Genomic DNA, 18,127 nt, shown 5'->3' on the forward strand with positions numbered 1-18,127 from the left:
GAACGACAACTGGATGCGACAGCTATTTGGTGCGCTTGAGCTTAAAGGCATAGGAACCTTCGACAAAGTAGCTCCGGGAGTAACCGAGAAGCAATCCATCTTCCGCATACTGAAGTTGGTCGAGAAGAATGAAAAGAGTGTGTTCCGCGCTGTCAGGGCCCCAGGCGACTTGGCGGGACTCGACGGCATGTACCTCGGCATAACCCAGGGCTGCTGGCGTGCCAAGTTCATTCTCGAAGTATGCAAAGACGGATCCCTCGAGTTCACGAGGGTCAAAGTCCGGCTTGAAGATCGACATCGGTAGGAGGTCGTAGGAGTACACGACCACTTGACCATCGGCAGTGATGCGGCGGCGAAGTTCGAGCACCAGAGTCTCCAACGGAACAGACATTCTGGCTGCTTCTGCAGCGTTGACTTCGCGCACCACGCGCCGCGCATACTCCATCCCCGGTGTCTTGCCGCTGAGGCGGATCGACTCAGAAATAGAGCCCATTCGTTCGAGCCCATCCTGAACATAAGGGATTGAGCGCACGTAGGTGCCTAAGCCGTGACGCGTATAGACCAATCCGACGACGTCGAGTTCTTTGATCGCTGAGCGCACAGTTGCTCGCGAGACAGAAAATTCCTCACAGAGCTGAGCTTCGGTGGGCAGTCGCGAGGCGGGTGGATAGGTGGCATCGTCAATTCGCATTCTGAGCGTCGCAACAATTTCCTCCGAGAGCCCGGGGCGAGATTTTTTCGTAACCATAAACACCTTGACATTCTTGTCTGTTGTCTGACAACCTATCGGAACGAGAGAGTTATCAACAGCTTGCGTTAATCATTTCTAGCGCAATTGCAGAGAAAGTCAGTGAAATATGCGCACAATTGATTGGACACCGGCCGACGCCGGCGGAAACGCTGTCATAGCGCTAATTGATCAGACTCTACTTCCCGGTGAATTGAAAGTCCTCCAAATACACACCGTGGACCAGCTCATCGATGCCATCCACCGCTTGGCCGTACGCGGAGCCCCAGCGCTCGGAATCGCTGGCGCAATGGGCGCCGCTCTTGCCTTTCAAAACGGAGATGATCATACCGCTCGTGCTGAAGCTCAGCGCCTACGTGACGCTCGTCCAACCGCAGTAAATCTTGCGTGGGGCGTGGATCAAGCCGTCGCGCGATTCGCTGATGGTCTCGACGCCGTTATCGAAACAGCCCTGCAGATCCGTGACGATGACGTGCTTTCGTCTCATGCGATGGCCAGTCGTGGACTTGAGCTGCTGCAAGAACTTCTGCCAGACAAGATCGAATCTGGGCTCAACCTCCTCACCATCTGCAACACAGGAGCTCTTGCCGCGGTCGAGCGCGGAACGGCCCTCGCTGTGATCGAAGAGGTATTCCTCCAAGGACACCTGCGCAACGTCGTCGCGTGTGAAACCCGACCGCTATTTCAAGGCGCACGGCTGACCGCATGGGAGCTAGACAAAATGGGGGCGCCGCACCAGACGATTGTTGACTCCGCTGCGAATTTCCTCATGGCGCGGGGCGAGATCGACGCGGTTCTCGTCGGTGCGGATCGCATCACGGCGAATGGCGACGCTGCAAATAAAATCGGCACCTTTTCGTTAGCGCTGGGTGCTCAGTTCGCTGGTATCCCGTTCCTCGTTGTGGCGCCCGAATCGACCATTGACGTGCATACCGCTACCGGGAGCTCGATCACGATTGAGGACCGAGGAACTGACGAAGTCGTCGTCATCAACGGGCGGCGGATGTCGCCGGTTGCCACGACTTCAATAAACCCTGCCTTCGACGTCACTCCGGCAGAACTGATCACCGCGATCGTCACCGAGAAACGCGTTATCCGCCCATCAGCTGGCCAATTTCCGAGCGACGCGATCGTTACCGAACGGCTGGCGACTGCGCGCCCCTAGATTTCCACCGCACAACCACTAAGAGAAGAGATCGAACAATGAAGTTCAAAGCACTACCGCTACTAGCGCTCACAGCGTCGATGATCATCCTGACAGGGTGTACCCAAGGGACCGCTACCGATAGCTCGGACGCGCAAGCTCCCGCAGTTGTCGACAACGAATTCACGTTGCCGGATGCCGCACCCGAGGGATTCACCGAGGGCCTCAAAGTCGCGTTGGTTCGCCAATCCGGTGTCGGCGACTACTTCGAGCAGTGGGGGAGCGGCTTCGATAAGCAGGTTGCTGCCGCCGGCGGAGAAGTTTCGCTATTTGATGCGCGTGGAGATAACGGCCAGCAAGTTACGCAGTTCACCGAAGCGATCAACTCAAAGCCCGACGTCATCGTGGTTGACCACGGTCTCGCCGATTCATTGAACCCCAAGATTGATGAAGCTATTGATGCCGGCATCCCAGTAGTTGTTTACGACGTGGCGATCTCGAACCAGGATGCTCTCTACCTTTCACAGGACGACGAATCGCTCGCGGCCAAGATTCTCGACCAGATCAAGACGGACAACCCTGATGGTGGCAAGCTCGCCTACGTGAACGTCTCGGGGATCGCACCTCTTGATACTCGTGACGGTGTCTACAACACCTTCCTCGTTGACAACCCCACCTTCACAGAAGTTGCGCGCTTCGGAAAGTACAGCGAATCCGCTGCAGCCGACACCGCAACGGAAGGCGCTGCGGCGCTGACATCAGCACCCGACACGACAATCGTTTTCGCGGCTTACGACGAACTCGCCAAGGGAGCGCTCATCGCACTCCGCCAGAACAACATGCTTGACCAGGTTGGGCTGTACGGAGTCGACATCTCGACTGCCGACATCGGACTCATGACTGAAGATGGAAGCCCGTGGAAGGCCACGGCAGCAACTGACCCAACGAACGTCGGGTCCATCGTTGCTCGTGCGGCTATTGCCGCTGGTTCCGGGGTCGACATGCCATCGAAGATGGTCATTCCCGCGACGCTGATCACGCAGGAGCTCCTGCGCGATCAGAACGTCTCGAACATGGAAGAGTTGCGCGCAGCTCTTCCCGATTTGAACACGCCGGAATTCCTCGGCGCTTCCTGGATTCCTCAGGCTCAGTAGTGCGCACGGCTGCTGCAACGGACGAGGTTGCAGCAGCCGTTCACTCGCCAATCTACTTGTTCTGAAAAAGGGGACTCGAGCGGTATGAAACATGCACTGGAACTGACTAACGTCGTTAAGGACTTTGGGCCGAATCGCGTGTTGCGTGGTGTCGGATTCGCCGTTCGGCACGGCGAGATTTACTCGCTCATGGGCGCCAACGGTGCCGGAAAGTCGACGTTGATCCGAGTGCTGTCTGGTGCGCATCGCGCGGACTCCGGTCAAGTACTGATGGAGGGTGTCGCTATCGACATCGTTGATCCAATCAGCGCGCAACGGCATGGCATCGGAACGGTACAGCAAAACCCCAACGATGGGGTCGTGCTCGACATGACCGTTGCCGAGAACCTCGCGTTGGATACCTTCGTAGACAGCAAGGCCGGAATACTCACTAACCGGCGCAGCACAGAAGCTCGCGCCACTGAGATTGCTGGACTACTTGGCCTCGAAGTGACGCCTGATTTCTTGCGAACCCCAGTGAGGGACCTCGGAGTCTCCGAACGGCAGCTCCTCGTTCTCGCTCGAACGTTGTCTCGGCGGCCGCAAATTCTCGTCTTGGACGAGCCAACCTCTGCACTATCCGGCGAGGAAGCGGCTCGACTGTTCAACATCATTCGAGATCTTGTTCGTGACGGGATGTCGGTCATATTTGTCACTCACAAACTCAGTGAGATCGCTGAACTCGCTGACCGCGTTGGTGTATTGCGCGATGGCGAGATGAGGGGCGAATTTTCTCGAGACGATGCCGGCCAGTTCGACTGGTCTCAGGTGCTCACAGAACTCTTTGACAAGACTCCCTCAGAACTCACTCACGAAGAGCTTCCCGGTAAAGACGATGTCGTCTCTATTTCTCAAGCGCGTGTCTTCTACGATTCCGTGCCGTTCGATCTGGTGATCAGGAACGGCGAAGTAACTGCGTTGCTCGGACTCCTCGGCAGCGGAAAGTCAGAGCTGCTTCAATGGCTCTATGGCGCGGGGAAAATTGTTGGCGGCACTGTTCACCTCAACGGTGAGCCCTTTGTGCCACAGCACCCCGCCGATGCAGTGGCGAGCGGCGTTTATCTTGTTCCGGAATCGCGCCATGAACAGTCGATCGTTCCGGAATGGACGATCGACACAGTGATGACGCTTCCATTCGTCCGTCGGTTTTCGCCGTGGGTCGTAATGGATCGCCGCGCGGAACGTTCGGCAGCAGCACGGTTGATCGAACGCATCGGAATCGTCACGTCAGGGCCCGACCAAGGAATCGAATCGCTGTCGGGTGGCAACCAGCAGAAGGTTGTCATCGCGCGCTGGCTACTGGGAAACCCCGCATTTCTCCTGTTAGACGAACCATTTCGCGGCGTCGATATCAACGCGCGTCACGAAATCGCTGAAACGATCCGCGAGGTAACGGAACGAGCACCGGTCTTGGTCGCCACATCCGACATTGACGAGGCACTAGAAGTTGCGGACCGCATCATTGTGGTCAATAACGGCAGCCTCGTCGCTGATTTACGGCTTTCGGAAGCCACGCGCGAACGAATAGTGAGCGCCATGAGTGGCAGTGCCCATCCTGGACGCGGCCAGAAACCTCCAACGCGACAGGATGCGGCCCTATCGTGACCGACACCGTGAACCGTCAAAAACCTAGAAAGCAGACCTCTGTGAATACCGAACTGACTCGGGCCCGCGGCGCGGGCCAACTAGCTACGGACTTCCTAGTTCGGTACGGCGTGCTCGCGATGGGCTTGACGCTCATTATTGGGTTCTCAATCGCGATTCCCGGATTCGCATCACTCACGACGGCGACAGCGATCCTGCAGGCACAAGCGGTGGCTGCCTTGTGTGCTCTAGGAATGACCTTCGCTGCCGTGGTTGGCGACCTTGATCTTTCTGTCGGGGCAACCGCTGGACTATCCGTGACCGTCGCGGCTCTCGTAATGATCCGCTTTAACCTCACGGGAATCACTGCGATTGTTCTCTGCCTGTTGGCAGGAGCAGCTGTCGGTTGTTTGAACGCGGTATTGATCGTCGTTCTCAAGATTCCTGACTTGCTTGCGACTCTTGGCGTGATGTTCACGATCCAAGGTTTGAAGAAATGGCTTGTGGACGGCCAGACGCTCACTACAGGCATGACGCTCCCGAGCGGCGAGAAGATGCCAGGACGTTTCACCGACGACTTCAGCGCAATAGATGGTTCGAAACTGTTCGGCGTGCCGTTCTCTGTAATCCTCCTCATCATCATCGCGATCGTTGTCTGGGTGTTCCTCGAGCGCACACGCTACGGCCGAGTGTTTTATGCCGTGGGTGGCAACCCCGTCGCTGCGAGGCTCGCGGGTGCTCGGGTGAACCGCTACAGGTTCTCCGCCTACGTGATCTCAGGAGTTCTCGCCTCTACTGCGGGAATAATCCTTGCGTCCCGGCTTAGACAGGGCGACGTGACAGCAGGTGACTCCGTGCTTCTCGACGCCGTAGCCATGACCCTCATTGGGTTTGCTGTTCTCGGAGCACGAAAGGCGAATGCCTTGGGTACCGTGGTCGGAGCAGTTTTCATTGGTGTGCTCCTCTACGGATTAACCCGCATGGGTCTGAGCTATTTCACACAGGACCTCATCAAGGGTCTCGTGCTTGTTCTTTCGCTCATACTTTCCTTCTCGCTGTCCCGAAAGAGGGCTCGCTAAATGACTACAGACATGCTCAATCTCACAACAGTTTCTGACTACATTCGCAGTCGCCCAGCGCTGCAAGGCCTGATCGACCCAGAGAACCTTGACGTCGCGGAAGTCGGCGACGGCAACCTCAACTTGGTCTTCGTCTGCCGCGATAGTGCTGGTCGTGGCCTCGTCTTGAAGCAGTCGCTTCCGTATGTACGGCTCGTCGGCCCCGAGTGGCCAATGACGGAAGATCGGGCCGCGCGTGAGGCAACTGCGCTCTCTGTGCATGGTTCACTGGCCCCTGAGCTGGTGTGCCGCCTCATCGACTACGACAACGAGCGGCATGTGCTCGCGCTCGAGGACCTCACTGATCACGAAGTGCTCCGGTCGCGGTTGAACAATGGCTCGAGTCACCGTGGTGCATTCGCACCTATGGGGCGGCTCATCGCCCGGGTCCTCGCCGGTACGTCATGGATGTCGCTCGGCGAGGAGGCATTCCGGCTTCAAGCCGGCGCGACAATTAACAGTGAGCTTTGTCGAATCTCGGAGGATCTAGTCTTCACGGAGCCTTTCCTCGGGGGCTCGCGAAATAGCGTTCGTGCCTCCGTCGAGGACCGCGCCGACGCTCTGCAATCGGACACGGAACTAGTCGCAAGCGCGATGCGAATGAAGCGACGTTTCTTATCGGTGCAGGAGGCGTTGGTCCACGGGGATTTGCATACCGGAAGCATGTTCGTGCGCGGGCAGGATGCTGACGACAATCTCTCGGTGAAAGCGTTTGACTCCGAGTTCGCCTTTTACGGTCCCATTGGATTTGATCTCGGCCTGCTGTGGGGCAACATACTGGCGGCAGCCGCTCGTGCTGCGGCACTCGGAGAAGAGGATCGGGCCGCATCGCTCTTTTCCGAGATTGAGATTACTTGGGATGCATTCGATGCCGAGATAAGAACGTTGTGGGCTAGTCGAGTTAATCCGGAACTATATGCCGATTCGTTTCTCGAATCGTGGTTGAAGGACATCCTGGATGACGCGTGGGGCTTTGCCGGAGCTGAGGCTGCTCGTCGCGTAGTCGGCCTAGCGAAGGTGAGCGACGTCGAGAGTTTGGCCGACGCGGATTACGTCTACGCCGTTACCATCATGCTTTCGATGGGTCGCTCCTGGCTCGTCGAGCGTTCGACCCGTGATTTTGACTCGTACCAGAGGGAGTTCCTCGCGGCTGCTACAGCGAGAACCGTCTGATGCCGGCAGGCATCGGCCCAGAATGGGATGGCGTGATCGCTGAGTTGATTGCGGCGGGGCGGCAGAGCGTAGAAGATGGTCTGGCGATTGCCAGCGGCGGTAATTTCTCGGTGCGCCTCGAGGGGTCAGATGACTTCCTTATTACGGGGACAGGAACTCACCTTAACCGATTGACTCGAGACAGCTTCGCGTTACTGACGGCCAGCGGAGAGCGCGTGGAGGGGTGTGCGCCTTCCAGCGAGTGGCGGTTGCACAGCGAGGCGTATCGCCAGCGCCCGGATGGCCGAGTGTTGCTGCATTTGCATCCAGAGGTCTGCGTGACGTTGGACCTTCTCGGTATCCCCATTCGCCAAATGACCCTCGATCATGTGGCGTACATTCCGCGCATCGAGCGGATCGGTTTCTATCCGAACGGTTCGCCCCAATTGGGAACTGAGGCCGCGCAAGCAATGACGCGGGCAGATTGCGTCATCCTCGGCAACCATGGCTGTTCGGTGATCGGATCAAGCGTCGATGATGCGCTTCGCAAAATCAATAACCTCGAGCAGGCAGCTCGGATGACGATGGCGATGGCGATGCTGGGCGATCGCTCGACGGAATTCCCCAGAGAACTGCGATCGTCGGCTGTCCACGCCGGCTAAGAGACTTTACCTGCGGTGCGAAGCCGCTTAGGCGCACAACCAAAAGACATGAGGCTACACATGCTAAACCGATGGACTGACATTTCCGGGACCTCAACCACGCCGGTGCCAGATGCATTAGACGAGATCGTTCACGTTTCACGTCTTCTCGGAGCGGATCCTGGGCTCGTGCTTCACGGTGGAGGAAACACCTCTATTAAGAGCGAAGTCGTCGATGTGACGGGCGAGTCCGTTGAGGTTCTTTTTATCAAGGGGAGCGGCTGGGACCTCGCAACAATAGAACGTCCGGGTTTTGTGCCTCTGAGGCGGGATCGGTTGGCAGAGCTGTTGAGAGTGCCAACCCTCACCGACACCCAGATGATGAATGGGCTTCGTCAGGCAAGTCTGGATTCCGCGGCACCGGATCCCTCTGTCGAATCGTTGCTGCACGCCCTGCTGCCGGCGCGGGTGGTGCTTCATTCGCATGCGGATGCGCTCGTGGCTCTCATGAATCAGCCGGATGGTCGGGCCTCCGTCGAGCGTGTGTACGGCGACAGACTTATCGTTATCCCTTATGTGATGCCCGGTTTCGACCTAGCGCGCTTGGCCGCCGACTTGTGGCCCACGTTAGCCACTGCAGAAACAGAGGGCATGGTTCTCATGAACCATGGGTTGTTTACTGTGGGCGCGACCGCCGAAGAAGCCTATCGGCGTCACATCGAATTTATCCAACTCGCTGAAGATGCGGCCGAGTTTTTCACGTCTCCCGTTTCGACGATGGCGGAACCTCCGGTTCGCTCAGGTGTGTCTCACGAACTGGCGGTTTTTCGCGCCGAGGTCAGTCGAATTGCGGGCCGCGCGATGATCGTTAGCCAACAGTCATCTCAACGGGCTCTAACATTTGCTAATGACCCAGCAGTGGCCGAAAAAGCGACTCGAGGACCTGCGACACCTGACCATGTGATTCGCACTAAGCGGCTCCCGCTTATCGGGCGCGACCTTGCTTCCTACGCTGCTGACTACGAGGAATACTTCGCCGATAACAGCGCGCGACGGGGAAGCGAGTTGGAGGAGCTCGATCGTGCCCCGCGGGTCGTCCTCGATGCGGAATGGGGGCTCGTGACCGTCGGCGGCTCTCTTGCCGAAACGCGTATTGCGGCGGACATTTATCTGCATACGCTGGACATTATCGACGCTGCGGAGCGGCAGTCGGGCTATCAAGCGTTGCCAGCCGGCGACATTTTTGATGTCGAGTATTGGGAACTAGAACAAGCAAAATTGCGCTTGGGTTCCGCGCCGAAACGTTTTCAGGGTGAGGTTGCTTTGGTCACCGGCGCAGGGTCAGGCATTGGCCGGGCCTGTGCGCAAGTGTTGCTTGAGCAGGGCGCAGCCGTCATCGGCCTCGATCTTGCATCAGGCGTGGGGGAGACTTTCGATTCGCCGAACTGGCTTGGTATTCGGGCCGATGTCAGCGACGCCGGCCAACTCGCCTCCGCAATTGACCTAGGAGTTCGGCGTTTCGGAGGCGTCGATATTGTTGTCCCCGCCGCCGGAATCTTTGCCCAGAGCGCCCCCATTGCTGAGTTCGATGAGGAGGCATGGGGCCGCAGCTTTGCAGTAAACACCACCGCGGTCGCGCGACTTTTCTCCTTGGTTCACCCTTATCTAGCGCTAGCGCCGAATGGCGGCCGGGTAGTTCTCATCGCGACAAAGAACGTAGCGGCACCGGGGCCTGGAGCGTCGGCATACTCCGCGAGCAAATCCGCTGCCGTCCAGCTCGCACGCGTAGCCGCGCTTGAATGGGCACCTGACGGCATCCGGGTCAATATGGTGCATCCTGATGCGGTATTCGACACTGGTTTGTGGAACCCGGCATTGTTGGCAGAGCGAGCGGCCAAATACAACATGACGCAGGCTGAATACAAGCGCCGAAACCTGCTGAGCTTAGAAATCGTGAGCGTCGACGTTGGCCGCGCTGTCGCGGAACTTTGCTCGGACACATTCCGTGCCACGACCGGAGCTCATGTTCCCATCGATGGAGGCAACGAACGCGTCATCTAGCTGTGCCACGAGCGGGCGAGTCCCACGGAGCTATCGCACCCGTTGGTGCTCGGCCGCTACGGTACGCGCAGTACGGAACGCTTTCCTGAGATCCAGAACACGAGTGACCCAAATGCCAGCATGACGACGACGATGAGTCCGACGTAAAAGAATACGCTGGCGTAACCGGTATCGGGGTGCAAGAACGGATACGGCACCCAGCCGTCGGTTGCGCCGCGCACGAGAACGACGACGACCCACACGATGGGATAGATCAATACGATCCACAGGCGGCTGAAAGCGATGCGAGCGCGGTCGGAGAACAGGATCCAGTCGGCCAACGCATATACCGGGGTGATGATGTGCAGCGCCGTGTTCGCCCAAGCGACCGGAACCCCGCCGGCAGCGCCGAGCGGGGCTAGCAGGGTGGCATATACGACGCCGACGATGATGATGTAGGTCGTCACCGACGCGCGAGCGATGTTCAACGCTGGTGATGCGGCATTCCCGCGCAAAGCTACGACAGCGATGACGGCGTAAACCACGGCGAGGATGATGTTCGACTGAATAGTGAAGTAGCCGAACATATTGAACGGATTGATCACGGTGCGGCCCGCTGCCTCAGCCACGGTCGCGATCACCGCAGCGGTGACGAGAGCGGCAATACCCAAGCGCAGCAGGGCGACAACTGCCGTGCCGTTTCGGGTCTCGGGTTTAGCGGGCGTGGCGGTGTAAGTCATGGTTCCCCTCGAGCCGAAAACAAGCAGTCACACTGACTATAGTGGACGCCCCACGCGGGGTGAACGCTCGGTGGCCGCGGGCAAACTGACGGAGATCAGTCACGGGGTTTTGTGTCGGATAAAAAAGCTGGTCAGAGCGGAAGTGCTTTCCTCTGAGGAATGGGCTATGGTCATGGTGAACACGCCATCTGACACAAGGGGAAGCGGAGTAATCATGGCTGGAAAATCGCCTCGAGGAAACACCAAAAAAGACGCCAAGTTGTCGATTAAAGACAAGCGGGCGCAAAAGCGGGCCAAGCTCGAAGACACTGGGTTTCTCAAGCCCCGTAAGGGCCACTAGAGCCTGGAGCACCGAACTACTCGGCTTCGACAGTCAGCCGTAAGTAGTTTCGCGTGGCGGTAGGCCGTCGCGGGCACGGAAATCCCGTGAACCTCCAGCGTGCCCTACCGCCGCGCACTCTCAGAGTTTGGGCCGCGTGGAGCTAGTTGCGCACCTTGCCGCGACCGAAGATCAGCCACAGGATTGATCCGAGGATCGACAAGAAGAATGCCACCAGAATCCAGACGAACTTGCCGATCACGCCGTGGTTGTTGCTTTTGGCAATCGATATAACGGTAATAATGAAAATGATCAGGCCGACGATGCCGAAGCTGAAGCTAATTGGTTCCATGGTCTAAATCCTATCGACGTGGCACTATCAAGATATGAGTTTGCTGGATGCCGCGTGGCAATCATTGGGCGAAGAGGCCGCTGCCTTGGCCTTAGTGCGCGACCTCGGAACCGCAGTGCCCCTCACTGGGGCATTGCCTGCTGGTCGTTTCGTTCACGATGCTATTGCTGCAGCCTCGTTTTCTGCCTCGCTGCTGGCGGCACGCCGAGTGGGATGCGCGGTTCCTTCCGTCGAGTTGAATCCGCTCAAGATTGCCACTGCGGTGACTAGTGACAAACACTTTCGGCTGAACGGTGACCCCGTCTCGGCCTGGGCAGAACTTTCCGGCTTCTGGCCCTGTAGCGACGGCTGGGTTCGCACTCACGCCAACTACCCGCACCACCGCGCTGCGTTACTGAAAGCGTTAGATCTTGCCGATGACACCAGGGCCGATGATTTTATGCTCGCCCTGCATCCAATGATCGCTACTGAGGTCGAGAGCGCTGTAGCCGCGGCTGGAGGAGTCGCAACGGTCGTACGCACGCCAGAGCAGTGGGCAGAGCATCCTCAGGCCCAAGCGCTGGCCGAGCTGCCGGTTCTCGAAATGACATCTCTTGGCGATACTGAACCAGCGCAGCTCCGCGAAACCACCGTCGATGCGCCGCTTGCGGGGCTGCGCGTGCTTGACCTCACGCGCGTGATCGCGGGGCCTGTTGCCGGGCGAACGCTCGCCCTGTGGGGCGCGGATGTGTTGCGCATCGACAGCCCTCGGCATCCTGAAATTGGCTGGCAACATCTCGACACTGGCGCAGGCAAGCGCTCCGCCCTTCTCGACCTTGACCGCGATGCCGACAGCGCTACCTTCGAGAAGCTTCTCGAGACCGCGGATGTCGTACTCACCGCCTACCGCCCGGGTTCTTTAGATAAGTTCGGGCTGTCACCCGCGGCTCTTGCCAAGCGCCGCCCGGGAGTCATCGTTGGCCGGCTCTCTGCGTGGGGAACAGTGGGACCGTTGGCCGAACGCCGCGGCTTCGACAGCATTGTGCAGGCAGCAACGGGCATTGCCATGGTGGAGGGTGAAGGCGCGGGAACGCCAGGTGCGCTTCCGGCTCAAGCGCTCGACCATGCTGCGGGCTATTTGCTGGCGGCGGCAGTGGCGACGGCCGTGCGCCGTCGTATCGACGCTGGACATTCTTGGCTTGTGGAGCTGTCGTTGGCGCGGCTAGCGACCGAGTTGTTGCAGCAGCGGCGTCCCCGGCATGCGCCGGAGGCATCCACTAGTTTCACCCCCACGGTCGCTACCAAGGATGGCATCACTAGTGCGGTCGCCGCGACGAGCTATGACGGGGGACCCGGAAGCTTTCACAGCGCTGCGGTCGAGTGGGGTTCGAGCAAACCGGAGTGGCTTTCCTGAAATAATCCCGTGTCGGCGGTGGTTGGCATGATGGACTTCAACAAGGATGGACTTATGACTGACACTGCTGCTCCTGCTCTCACGCCCGAAGCTAAGCTCGCGAATTTTCGTGAGCGACGCGATCTAGCGGTTGTGCAGCAAAACGGAAACCTTGCGCTCACTAACACTCAGTGGGTTGACGCTGAGCAGACAATTTGGGGTGTTCCGGGAACGTGGGCGCCGCACGAGCATGGCCTCACTGTTACGGCCACTGCCGCAGACAACATCGTCGTCGATGGCACGCTCGTTGAGGGCAGCGCTGTTGTGCGCAGCAAGAGCAATGACACCCCCAGTGCGATCGTCTTCGGCGAAACCGTAACCGGTTTTGTGATCACGTCGCCTGAGGGCAGCAACGGATTGCGGGTGTGGGACACCAACTCGCCAGCCATTCAAGAGTTCGGCACGATTGATGCCTACGCCTACAACCCTGAGTGGGTCATCACCGCGACCTTTACTCCGAATCCGGAGGGAACCACTCTCGGCTTTGAGCACATCAAAGACAACGGTCAAGAGCGCGAACAGCCGATCCCCGGCGACATCTCGTTCACCAAAGACGGCGTTGACTATAGTCTCGCCGCTTTCAAATCAGGTCGTGCCCTTCAGCTCGTATTCGCGGATGCCACCAGCGGCGTCGACACCTACAGCGTCGGTCGCTTCCTGTTCGTCGCTCCCAACCCCGACGGAACCATCGTTCTCGACTTCAACCTCGCGATCCTGCCGCCGTGCGCCTTCAGCTACAACTTCAACTGCCCCATGCCGCCCAAGCAGAACCGTTTCACAGTCGCTATTGAGGCCGGCGAAAAGAATGTACTCACAAAGGATGGCTCGCTGCTTCACGAATAGAGCACTAAAACCGCGTCAGAAGCTCGGGGAGTGTGACTCCAAAAACTCAAACACTTCGGTGGAGTCCACCCCTGGATACATCCCGGTAGGCATCGCTGCTAGCAACGAGCTATTGAGGCGAGCGCTCGGGATCGAATGTTTCGCCCAGCGCCCAGAAAGACCTTCCGGTGCGTTGCGGCAGCATCCGTCATCCGGACACGTCGATGTGGCGCGGTTGGCGGTGTCGCGGCCACGGAACCACTTCGCCGACGCAAACGGAGTTCCTAAGCTCACGGAGAAGTCCCCGCGGCGCCCCGATTGGATGCGCGAGGTGCACCAGTACGTGCCGCCCGGCTTGTCGGTGTACTGGTGGTACGGGCTGAAGCGATCTTCCACATCGAAAACTTGGCGCGCACTCCAATTGCGGCACACCGTTTGGCCTTCGATGGCGCCAAGGGCATCCGTGGGAAAAGCTGCGTTGTCATTTTCGTACGCTTTAGAGATCGTTCCACCCTCGTGCACTTTGAGAAAGTGAACGGGCACGCCCAAGTGTTCTGTTGCCAAATTAGTGAAGCGATGCGCGGCAGTTTCGTAGGGCACGGCGAAAGCGTCTCGCAGATCTTCTACCGAGAGTTCACGCTGTGCTTTCGCTGCCGTCAAGAACTCGACTGCTGTCTTCTCCGGCATCATAAGGGCCGCAGCGAGATAATTTGTCTCCACCCGCTGATGCAAGAATTCCGCATAATTAGCGGGCTCCCCGATGCCAAGCACGTGTCCCGCGAGGGCTTGAAGCAGGGTTGATCGTGGATCAGTGCTCTCGGCTTGGGCGACCGGAAGATAGATGCGACCGTTGCGCAAATCCGTGACGCTGCGAGTGGATCCGGGCAAGTCAGGAACGTAGTGCAGCGAAAACCCGAGGTGCGAGGCTAGATCGGAGGCGACCCGCTGAGAGAGCGGTCCGCCTGCATGGCCAACCGCATCCAGCAGTTCTCGTGCTGTGCTTTCCAGCTCGCCGAAATAGTTGTTGCGTTTGCGCATCATGCGCCGTAACTCGGTGTTTGCTCGGCGCGCTTCTTCGGGGGTTGATGCACGCTCGCGGTGCAGGCGCTGTAGTTCGTCATGAAGACCGAGCACCGTTTCGATGGCCTCGTTGCTCAGGGTCTTGCGCACCGGCAAGTCGGGGAGTGCAAGCGATGCATAGAGCGGTCCTCGTTGTGCACGCTCGAGGGCAATTTCCAGGGCGGCTCGGCGGGACGGCGGCTCGCTGCTGAGAAGATCATCGACGCTGACCTCGAAGATCCGAGCCAATTTTTGCAGCTCACTGAGCTTCAGCTCACGCTTCCCGTTCTCGATAACAGAGACCTGTGATGCTGCCCGACCGAGTGCTGTGCCGAGGTCGTCGAGGGTGAATCCGCGGTCGGTGCGTAGCTGACGAATGCGGCGGCCAATGGTGAGGGAATCAAGCATGTCCTCATCGTCTGCCTGCGTGCGCGTGCGTGGGGCCATCTCGACGTCCTCCTTGACGGTGTTCTGCTGAAAAACAGAAGAATACGCATAATTCTGCTCCAAAAGTCGGTTAAGAACCAGCACAGAGCCACCAGAGTCGAAGAAACGCAGCACTGCCGCACTGCAAATCAACGCACTGCAAACCAACGCAATGCGAACCGACCGAGGAGCACACCATGACGAACAACCGCCCAGGCGACCAGAATCAGACCGCAGCCGAGCTCGAGACCGAGTGGAAGACGGATGCACGCTGGAACGGCATCGACCGCGACTTTTGCGCCGAAGACGTCATTGCTCTCCGCGGAAGTGTTCGTGAAGACCGTACCCTCGCCCGTCGAGGCGCCGAAAACCTCTGGAATCTCCTGCAGCGCGACAACACCGAGTGGGTAGCCGCGCTCGGAGCCCTCACCGGCAACCAGGCTGTGCAGCAAGTGCGCGCCGGCCTCGAAGCGATCTACTTGAGCGGCTGGCAAGTCGCCGCCGACGCCAACCTCTCCGGCCAGACCTACCCCGACCAGAGCCTGTACCCGGCCAACAGCGTTCCTGCTGTTGTGCGCCGCATCAACAATGCTCTGCTTCGGGCGGACCAAATCGAGACCGCCGAGACGGGCGCTCCCCAAATTGACTGGATGGCGCCGATTGTTGCCGATGCGGAAGCCGGCTTTGGTGGGCCTCTGAACTCCTACGAGCTCATGTCATCCATGATCGAAGCCGGGGCGGCCGGCGTGCACTGGGAAGACCAACTCGCCTCAGAGAAGAAGTGCGGCCACATGGGCGGCAAGGTTCTCATTCCCACCGCTCAGCATGTTCGCACGCTCAACGCTGCTCGACTCGCTGCCGATGTTGCCGGTGTCTCGAGCATCATCATTGCGCGCACCGATTCGCTCGCCGCTGACCTCATCACCAGCGATGTGGATGATCGAGACAAGCCGTTCTTGACGGGTGAGCGCACGAGCGATGGTTTCTATCGCACCACTCCGGGTATCGAGACCGTGCTGAGCCGTGGTCACGCCTACGCGCCCTACGCCGATCTGCTGTGGGTCGAGAGTGCGAAGCCCGACTTGGAGCTCGCTCGAACGTTTGCGGAGAGCATCCACAAGGAGTTCCCGGGCAAGAAGCTCGCGTACAACTGCTCGCCCTCGTTCAACTGGAAGCGTCATCTCGATGACGACCAGATTGCGACCTTCCAGCGCGAGTTGGCTGCGATGGGCTATGCCTTCCAATTCATCACTCTTGCCGGATTCCACGCCCTCAACCACTCGATGTACACGCTTGCGCGGGGCTACAGCGAGCGTCACATGAGTGCGTATGTGGAACTGCAAGAGGCAGAGTTCGCGTCTGAAACAGACGGCTACACGGCAACGCGCCACCAGCGCGAGGTCGGAACAGGGTACTTCGATCGCATCGCGACGGCCCTCAACCCCACGAGCGAAACCCTCGCCCTCGTGGGCAGCACCGAAACCGCGCAGTTCCACTAGATCGGCACCGTCACTAGATCGGCACCGCCACTAAATCGGCATCACCACCCCTCGACTACACAACTTTCTAAGGACAGATCATGACTACTCGCAGAATGGAACCGATCGCTGAATCAGAGGAACGATTCGACGAAATTCTCACTCCGGATGCACTGCACTTCCTCACGCGGCTGCACGACCAATTTGCTGGTCGACGCCACGACCGACTGGCGGCACGCATGGAGTCGCGAAAGCACATCACCAACGGACGCAACTTGCGCTTCTTGCCGGAGACGGCAGCGATTCGGGATGACGACAGCTGGCGTGTTGCCGGGGCAGGGCCAGGACTCGACGACCGTCGGGTTGAGATCACGGGCCCGACGGATCGCAAGATGACCGTTAACGCCTTGAACTCGGGTGCGAAGGTATGGCTTGCGGATCAAGAAGACGCGACGAGCCCCACTTGGCACAACGTCATTGGCGGTCAAGTGAATCTTCACGACGCGATCCGTCGGCAGATCGACTTCACTACGCCCGAGGGAAAGACCTACGCCTTGGGTGAGGAAACCCCCACGATCGTGATGCGACCGCGTGGGTGGCATCTGGTGGAAAAGCACTTGCGGTACACCGACCGCGCTGGCCTACGGTCTCCGGCATCCGGCTCGCTCGTCGACTTCGGGCTCTACATATTCCATAACGCGCACGAACTGATTGAGCGTGGCAGCGGTCCATACTTCTACATCGCGAAGATTGAGAACCACCTTGAAGCGCGCCTGTGGGATGACGTGTTCACGTTCGCCGAGAATGCCCTGAACATCACGCACGGCACCATTCGTGCAACGGTTCTGATCGAGACAATCCCTGCCGCATTCGAGATGGACGAGATTCTGTATGAGCTGCGCGAACACTGCGCTGGCCTCAACGCTGGCCGTTGGGACTACATCTTCTCGATCATCAAAAACTTCCGTGGTCGTGGGGCAAACTTTGTGCTGCCAGACCGCTCGGCAATCACAATGACGGTGCCGTTTATGCGCGCCTACACCGAGCTGCTCGTTGCTACCTGTCACAAGCGGGGCGCGCATGCCATTGGCGGCATGAGCGCCTTCATCCCGAACCGTCGTGACCCCGAAGTGACCGCTCGTGCCCTCGACGCGGTAACGCGCGACAAGCGGCGCGAGGCTGCCGACGGCTTCGATGGCACGTGGGTTGCGCATCCGGATCTCATCCCCACGGCACGCGCCGAGTTCGACGCGGTGCTGGGGGAGCGCCCCAACCAGGTTGACCGCCTGCGTGACGATGTTCACGTGACAGCGGATGACCTGCTCGACCTGCGCATTGATGGCGCGGTAACGGATGCCGGAGTGCGGTCAAATGTCTCCATTGCGTTGCGTTACATCGAGAGCTGGTTGCGCGGTGTTGGTGCCGCTGCGATCGACAACCTCATGGAAGACGCCGCAACCGCCGAGATTAGCCGCGGTCAACTGTGGCAGTGGATGCACCAGAGCGTGGTGACGGCGGAAGGAACCGCGATCACCCATCGCAGTATCGAAGAGGAACTCGCTCACGTGTTCGCCACAATCGAACGCACGCCAGACGATCGCTTCGATGAGGCTGCCGCAGTGTTCCGTGAAGTGACGCTGGAGGAGGAATTCCCCACCTTCCTCACTCTCAGCGCCTACAGCAGTTACCTCGTAGAACAGCCCCGCGAGAACGCCGCTTGACACGTCCATGGGCTAGCCACATACATTGAGGGCACTCGACCAACGTTGATTGGAGTGCCAGTGGCTAGCCCGTGGCAGTCTGCGTCTGACGTCAGTGCGTGACCCTCGTCGAACAAGATCACAACAGCAGAATGGGTGAAGAAAACCGCCGATCCGAT

Annotated in this window: 15 protein-coding genes; 11 read left to right on the top strand and 4 right to left on the bottom strand. The window is 59.0% G+C overall.

Annotated elements, in window-relative coordinates; translation table 11 throughout:
* Positions 1-22: 22 nt before the first annotated feature.
* Positions 23-748: a GntR family transcriptional regulator gene (locus FFT87_RS08640; protein WP_219948349.1), complete on the bottom strand. Its 726-nt coding sequence runs from the start codon at positions 746-748 to the stop codon at positions 23-25.
* Positions 749-857: 109 nt separating this feature from the next.
* Between FFT87_RS08640 and mtnA the strand changes: the two genes are divergently transcribed.
* The 7 genes from mtnA to FFT87_RS08675 all read left to right on the top strand — a co-directional run bounded on the left by mtnA (position 858) and on the right by FFT87_RS08675 (position 9,641).
* Complete coding sequence (gene mtnA, locus FFT87_RS08645) at positions 858-1,913, top strand: S-methyl-5-thioribose-1-phosphate isomerase (protein WP_219948350.1); 1,056 nt, start codon at positions 858-860, stop codon at positions 1,911-1,913.
* 38 nt (positions 1,914-1,951) lie between these two features.
* Positions 1,952-3,046, top strand: a complete 1,095-nt coding sequence (locus tag FFT87_RS08650; protein ID WP_219948351.1) for a substrate-binding domain-containing protein — start codon at positions 1,952-1,954, stop codon at positions 3,044-3,046.
* A gap of 84 nt (positions 3,047-3,130) precedes the next feature.
* Positions 3,131-4,690, top strand: coding sequence for a sugar ABC transporter ATP-binding protein (locus FFT87_RS08655; RefSeq protein ID WP_219948352.1), 1,560 nt, complete (start codon positions 3,131-3,133; stop codon positions 4,688-4,690).
* 41 nt (positions 4,691-4,731) lie between these two features.
* On the top strand, positions 4,732-5,748 hold the full coding sequence (locus tag FFT87_RS08660; RefSeq protein ID WP_219948353.1) for an ABC transporter permease: 1,017 nt from the start codon (positions 4,732-4,734) through the stop codon (positions 5,746-5,748).
* Positions 5,749-6,960: an S-methyl-5-thioribose kinase gene (gene mtnK, locus FFT87_RS08665; protein WP_219948354.1), complete on the top strand. Its 1,212-nt coding sequence runs from the start codon at positions 5,749-5,751 to the stop codon at positions 6,958-6,960.
* Positions 6,960-7,601: a class II aldolase/adducin family protein gene (locus FFT87_RS08670; RefSeq protein ID WP_219948355.1), complete on the top strand. Its 642-nt coding sequence runs from the start codon at positions 6,960-6,962 to the stop codon at positions 7,599-7,601. The genes mtnK and FFT87_RS08670 overlap by 1 nt, the downstream gene beginning before the upstream one ends.
* A gap of 105 nt (positions 7,602-7,706) precedes the next feature.
* Positions 7,707-9,641 carry a bifunctional aldolase/short-chain dehydrogenase gene (locus tag FFT87_RS08675; protein ID WP_219948356.1) on the top strand — a complete coding sequence of 645 codons (1,935 nt, stop codon included), beginning with the start codon at positions 7,707-7,709 and terminating at the stop codon, positions 9,639-9,641.
* A gap of 56 nt (positions 9,642-9,697) precedes the next feature.
* Here FFT87_RS08675 and FFT87_RS08680 read toward each other — a convergent pair whose 3' ends face one another.
* Entirely contained in the window at positions 9,698-10,360 is a 663-nt protein-coding gene (locus FFT87_RS08680) for a Pr6Pr family membrane protein (RefSeq protein ID WP_219948357.1), read from the bottom strand.
* A gap of 482 nt (positions 10,361-10,842) precedes the next feature.
* Positions 10,843-11,031 (bottom strand): PLDc N-terminal domain-containing protein, encoded by a 189-nt coding sequence (locus tag FFT87_RS08685; protein WP_219948358.1) that lies wholly within the window; start codon positions 11,029-11,031, stop codon positions 10,843-10,845.
* 34 nt (positions 11,032-11,065) lie between these two features.
* Between FFT87_RS08685 and FFT87_RS08690 the strand changes: the two genes are divergently transcribed.
* Positions 11,066-12,424 (top strand): CoA transferase, encoded by a 1,359-nt coding sequence (locus FFT87_RS08690; RefSeq protein ID WP_219948359.1) that lies wholly within the window; start codon positions 11,066-11,068, stop codon positions 12,422-12,424.
* 54 nt (positions 12,425-12,478) lie between these two features.
* Complete coding sequence (locus FFT87_RS08695) at positions 12,479-13,306, top strand: DUF1684 domain-containing protein (RefSeq protein WP_219948360.1); 828 nt, start codon at positions 12,479-12,481, stop codon at positions 13,304-13,306.
* A 15-nt stretch (positions 13,307-13,321) separates the two neighbouring features.
* Here FFT87_RS08695 and FFT87_RS08700 read toward each other — a convergent pair whose 3' ends face one another.
* Positions 13,322-14,791: a helix-turn-helix transcriptional regulator gene (locus FFT87_RS08700; protein ID WP_219948361.1), complete on the bottom strand. Its 1,470-nt coding sequence runs from the start codon at positions 14,789-14,791 to the stop codon at positions 13,322-13,324.
* 176 nt (positions 14,792-14,967) lie between these two features.
* Here FFT87_RS08700 and aceA point away from each other — a divergent pair, with 176 nt between their 5' ends.
* Entirely contained in the window at positions 14,968-16,269 is a 1,302-nt protein-coding gene (gene aceA, locus FFT87_RS08705) for an isocitrate lyase (RefSeq protein ID WP_219948362.1), read from the top strand.
* An 80-nt stretch (positions 16,270-16,349) separates the two neighbouring features.
* A complete protein-coding gene (aceB, locus tag FFT87_RS08710) occupies positions 16,350-17,969 on the top strand; it encodes a malate synthase A (protein ID WP_255558972.1) in 1,620 nt (539 codons plus the stop codon).
* Positions 17,970-18,127: the final 158 nt, after the last annotated feature.

It is taken from the genome of Salinibacterium sp. M195, from assembly GCF_019443965.1.
In the GTDB taxonomy this organism is placed as follows: domain Bacteria; phylum Actinomycetota; class Actinomycetes; order Actinomycetales; family Microbacteriaceae; genus Rhodoglobus.

Bases quoted from the DNA above. Each gene is read 5' to 3' on its own strand.
- FFT87_RS08640 (WP_219948349.1), bottom strand. From the start codon at position 748: ATGGTTACGAAAAAATCTCGCCCCGGGCTCTCGGAGGAAATTGTTGCG.
- mtnA (WP_219948350.1), top strand. From the start codon at position 858: ATGCGCACAATTGATTGGACACCGGCCGACGCCGGCGGAAACGCTGTC.
- FFT87_RS08650 (WP_219948351.1), top strand. From the start codon at position 1,952: ATGAAGTTCAAAGCACTACCGCTACTAGCGCTCACAGCGTCGATGATC.
- FFT87_RS08655 (WP_219948352.1), top strand. From the start codon at position 3,131: ATGAAACATGCACTGGAACTGACTAACGTCGTTAAGGACTTTGGGCCG.
- mtnK (WP_219948354.1), top strand. From the start codon at position 5,749: ATGACTACAGACATGCTCAATCTCACAACAGTTTCTGACTACATTCGC.
- FFT87_RS08670 (WP_219948355.1), top strand. From the start codon at position 6,960: ATGCCGGCAGGCATCGGCCCAGAATGGGATGGCGTGATCGCTGAGTTG.
- FFT87_RS08680 (WP_219948357.1), bottom strand. From the start codon at position 10,360: ATGACTTACACCGCCACGCCCGCTAAACCCGAGACCCGAAACGGCACG.
- FFT87_RS08685 (WP_219948358.1), bottom strand. From the start codon at position 11,031: ATGGAACCAATTAGCTTCAGCTTCGGCATCGTCGGCCTGATCATTTTC.
- FFT87_RS08690 (WP_219948359.1), top strand. From the start codon at position 11,066: ATGAGTTTGCTGGATGCCGCGTGGCAATCATTGGGCGAAGAGGCCGCT.
- FFT87_RS08695 (WP_219948360.1), top strand. From the start codon at position 12,479: ATGACTGACACTGCTGCTCCTGCTCTCACGCCCGAAGCTAAGCTCGCG.
- FFT87_RS08700 (WP_219948361.1), bottom strand. From the start codon at position 14,791: ATGGCCCCACGCACGCGCACGCAGGCAGACGATGAGGACATGCTTGAT.
- aceA (WP_219948362.1), top strand. From the start codon at position 14,968: ATGACGAACAACCGCCCAGGCGACCAGAATCAGACCGCAGCCGAGCTC.
- aceB (WP_255558972.1), top strand. From the start codon at position 16,350: ATGACTACTCGCAGAATGGAACCGATCGCTGAATCAGAGGAACGATTC.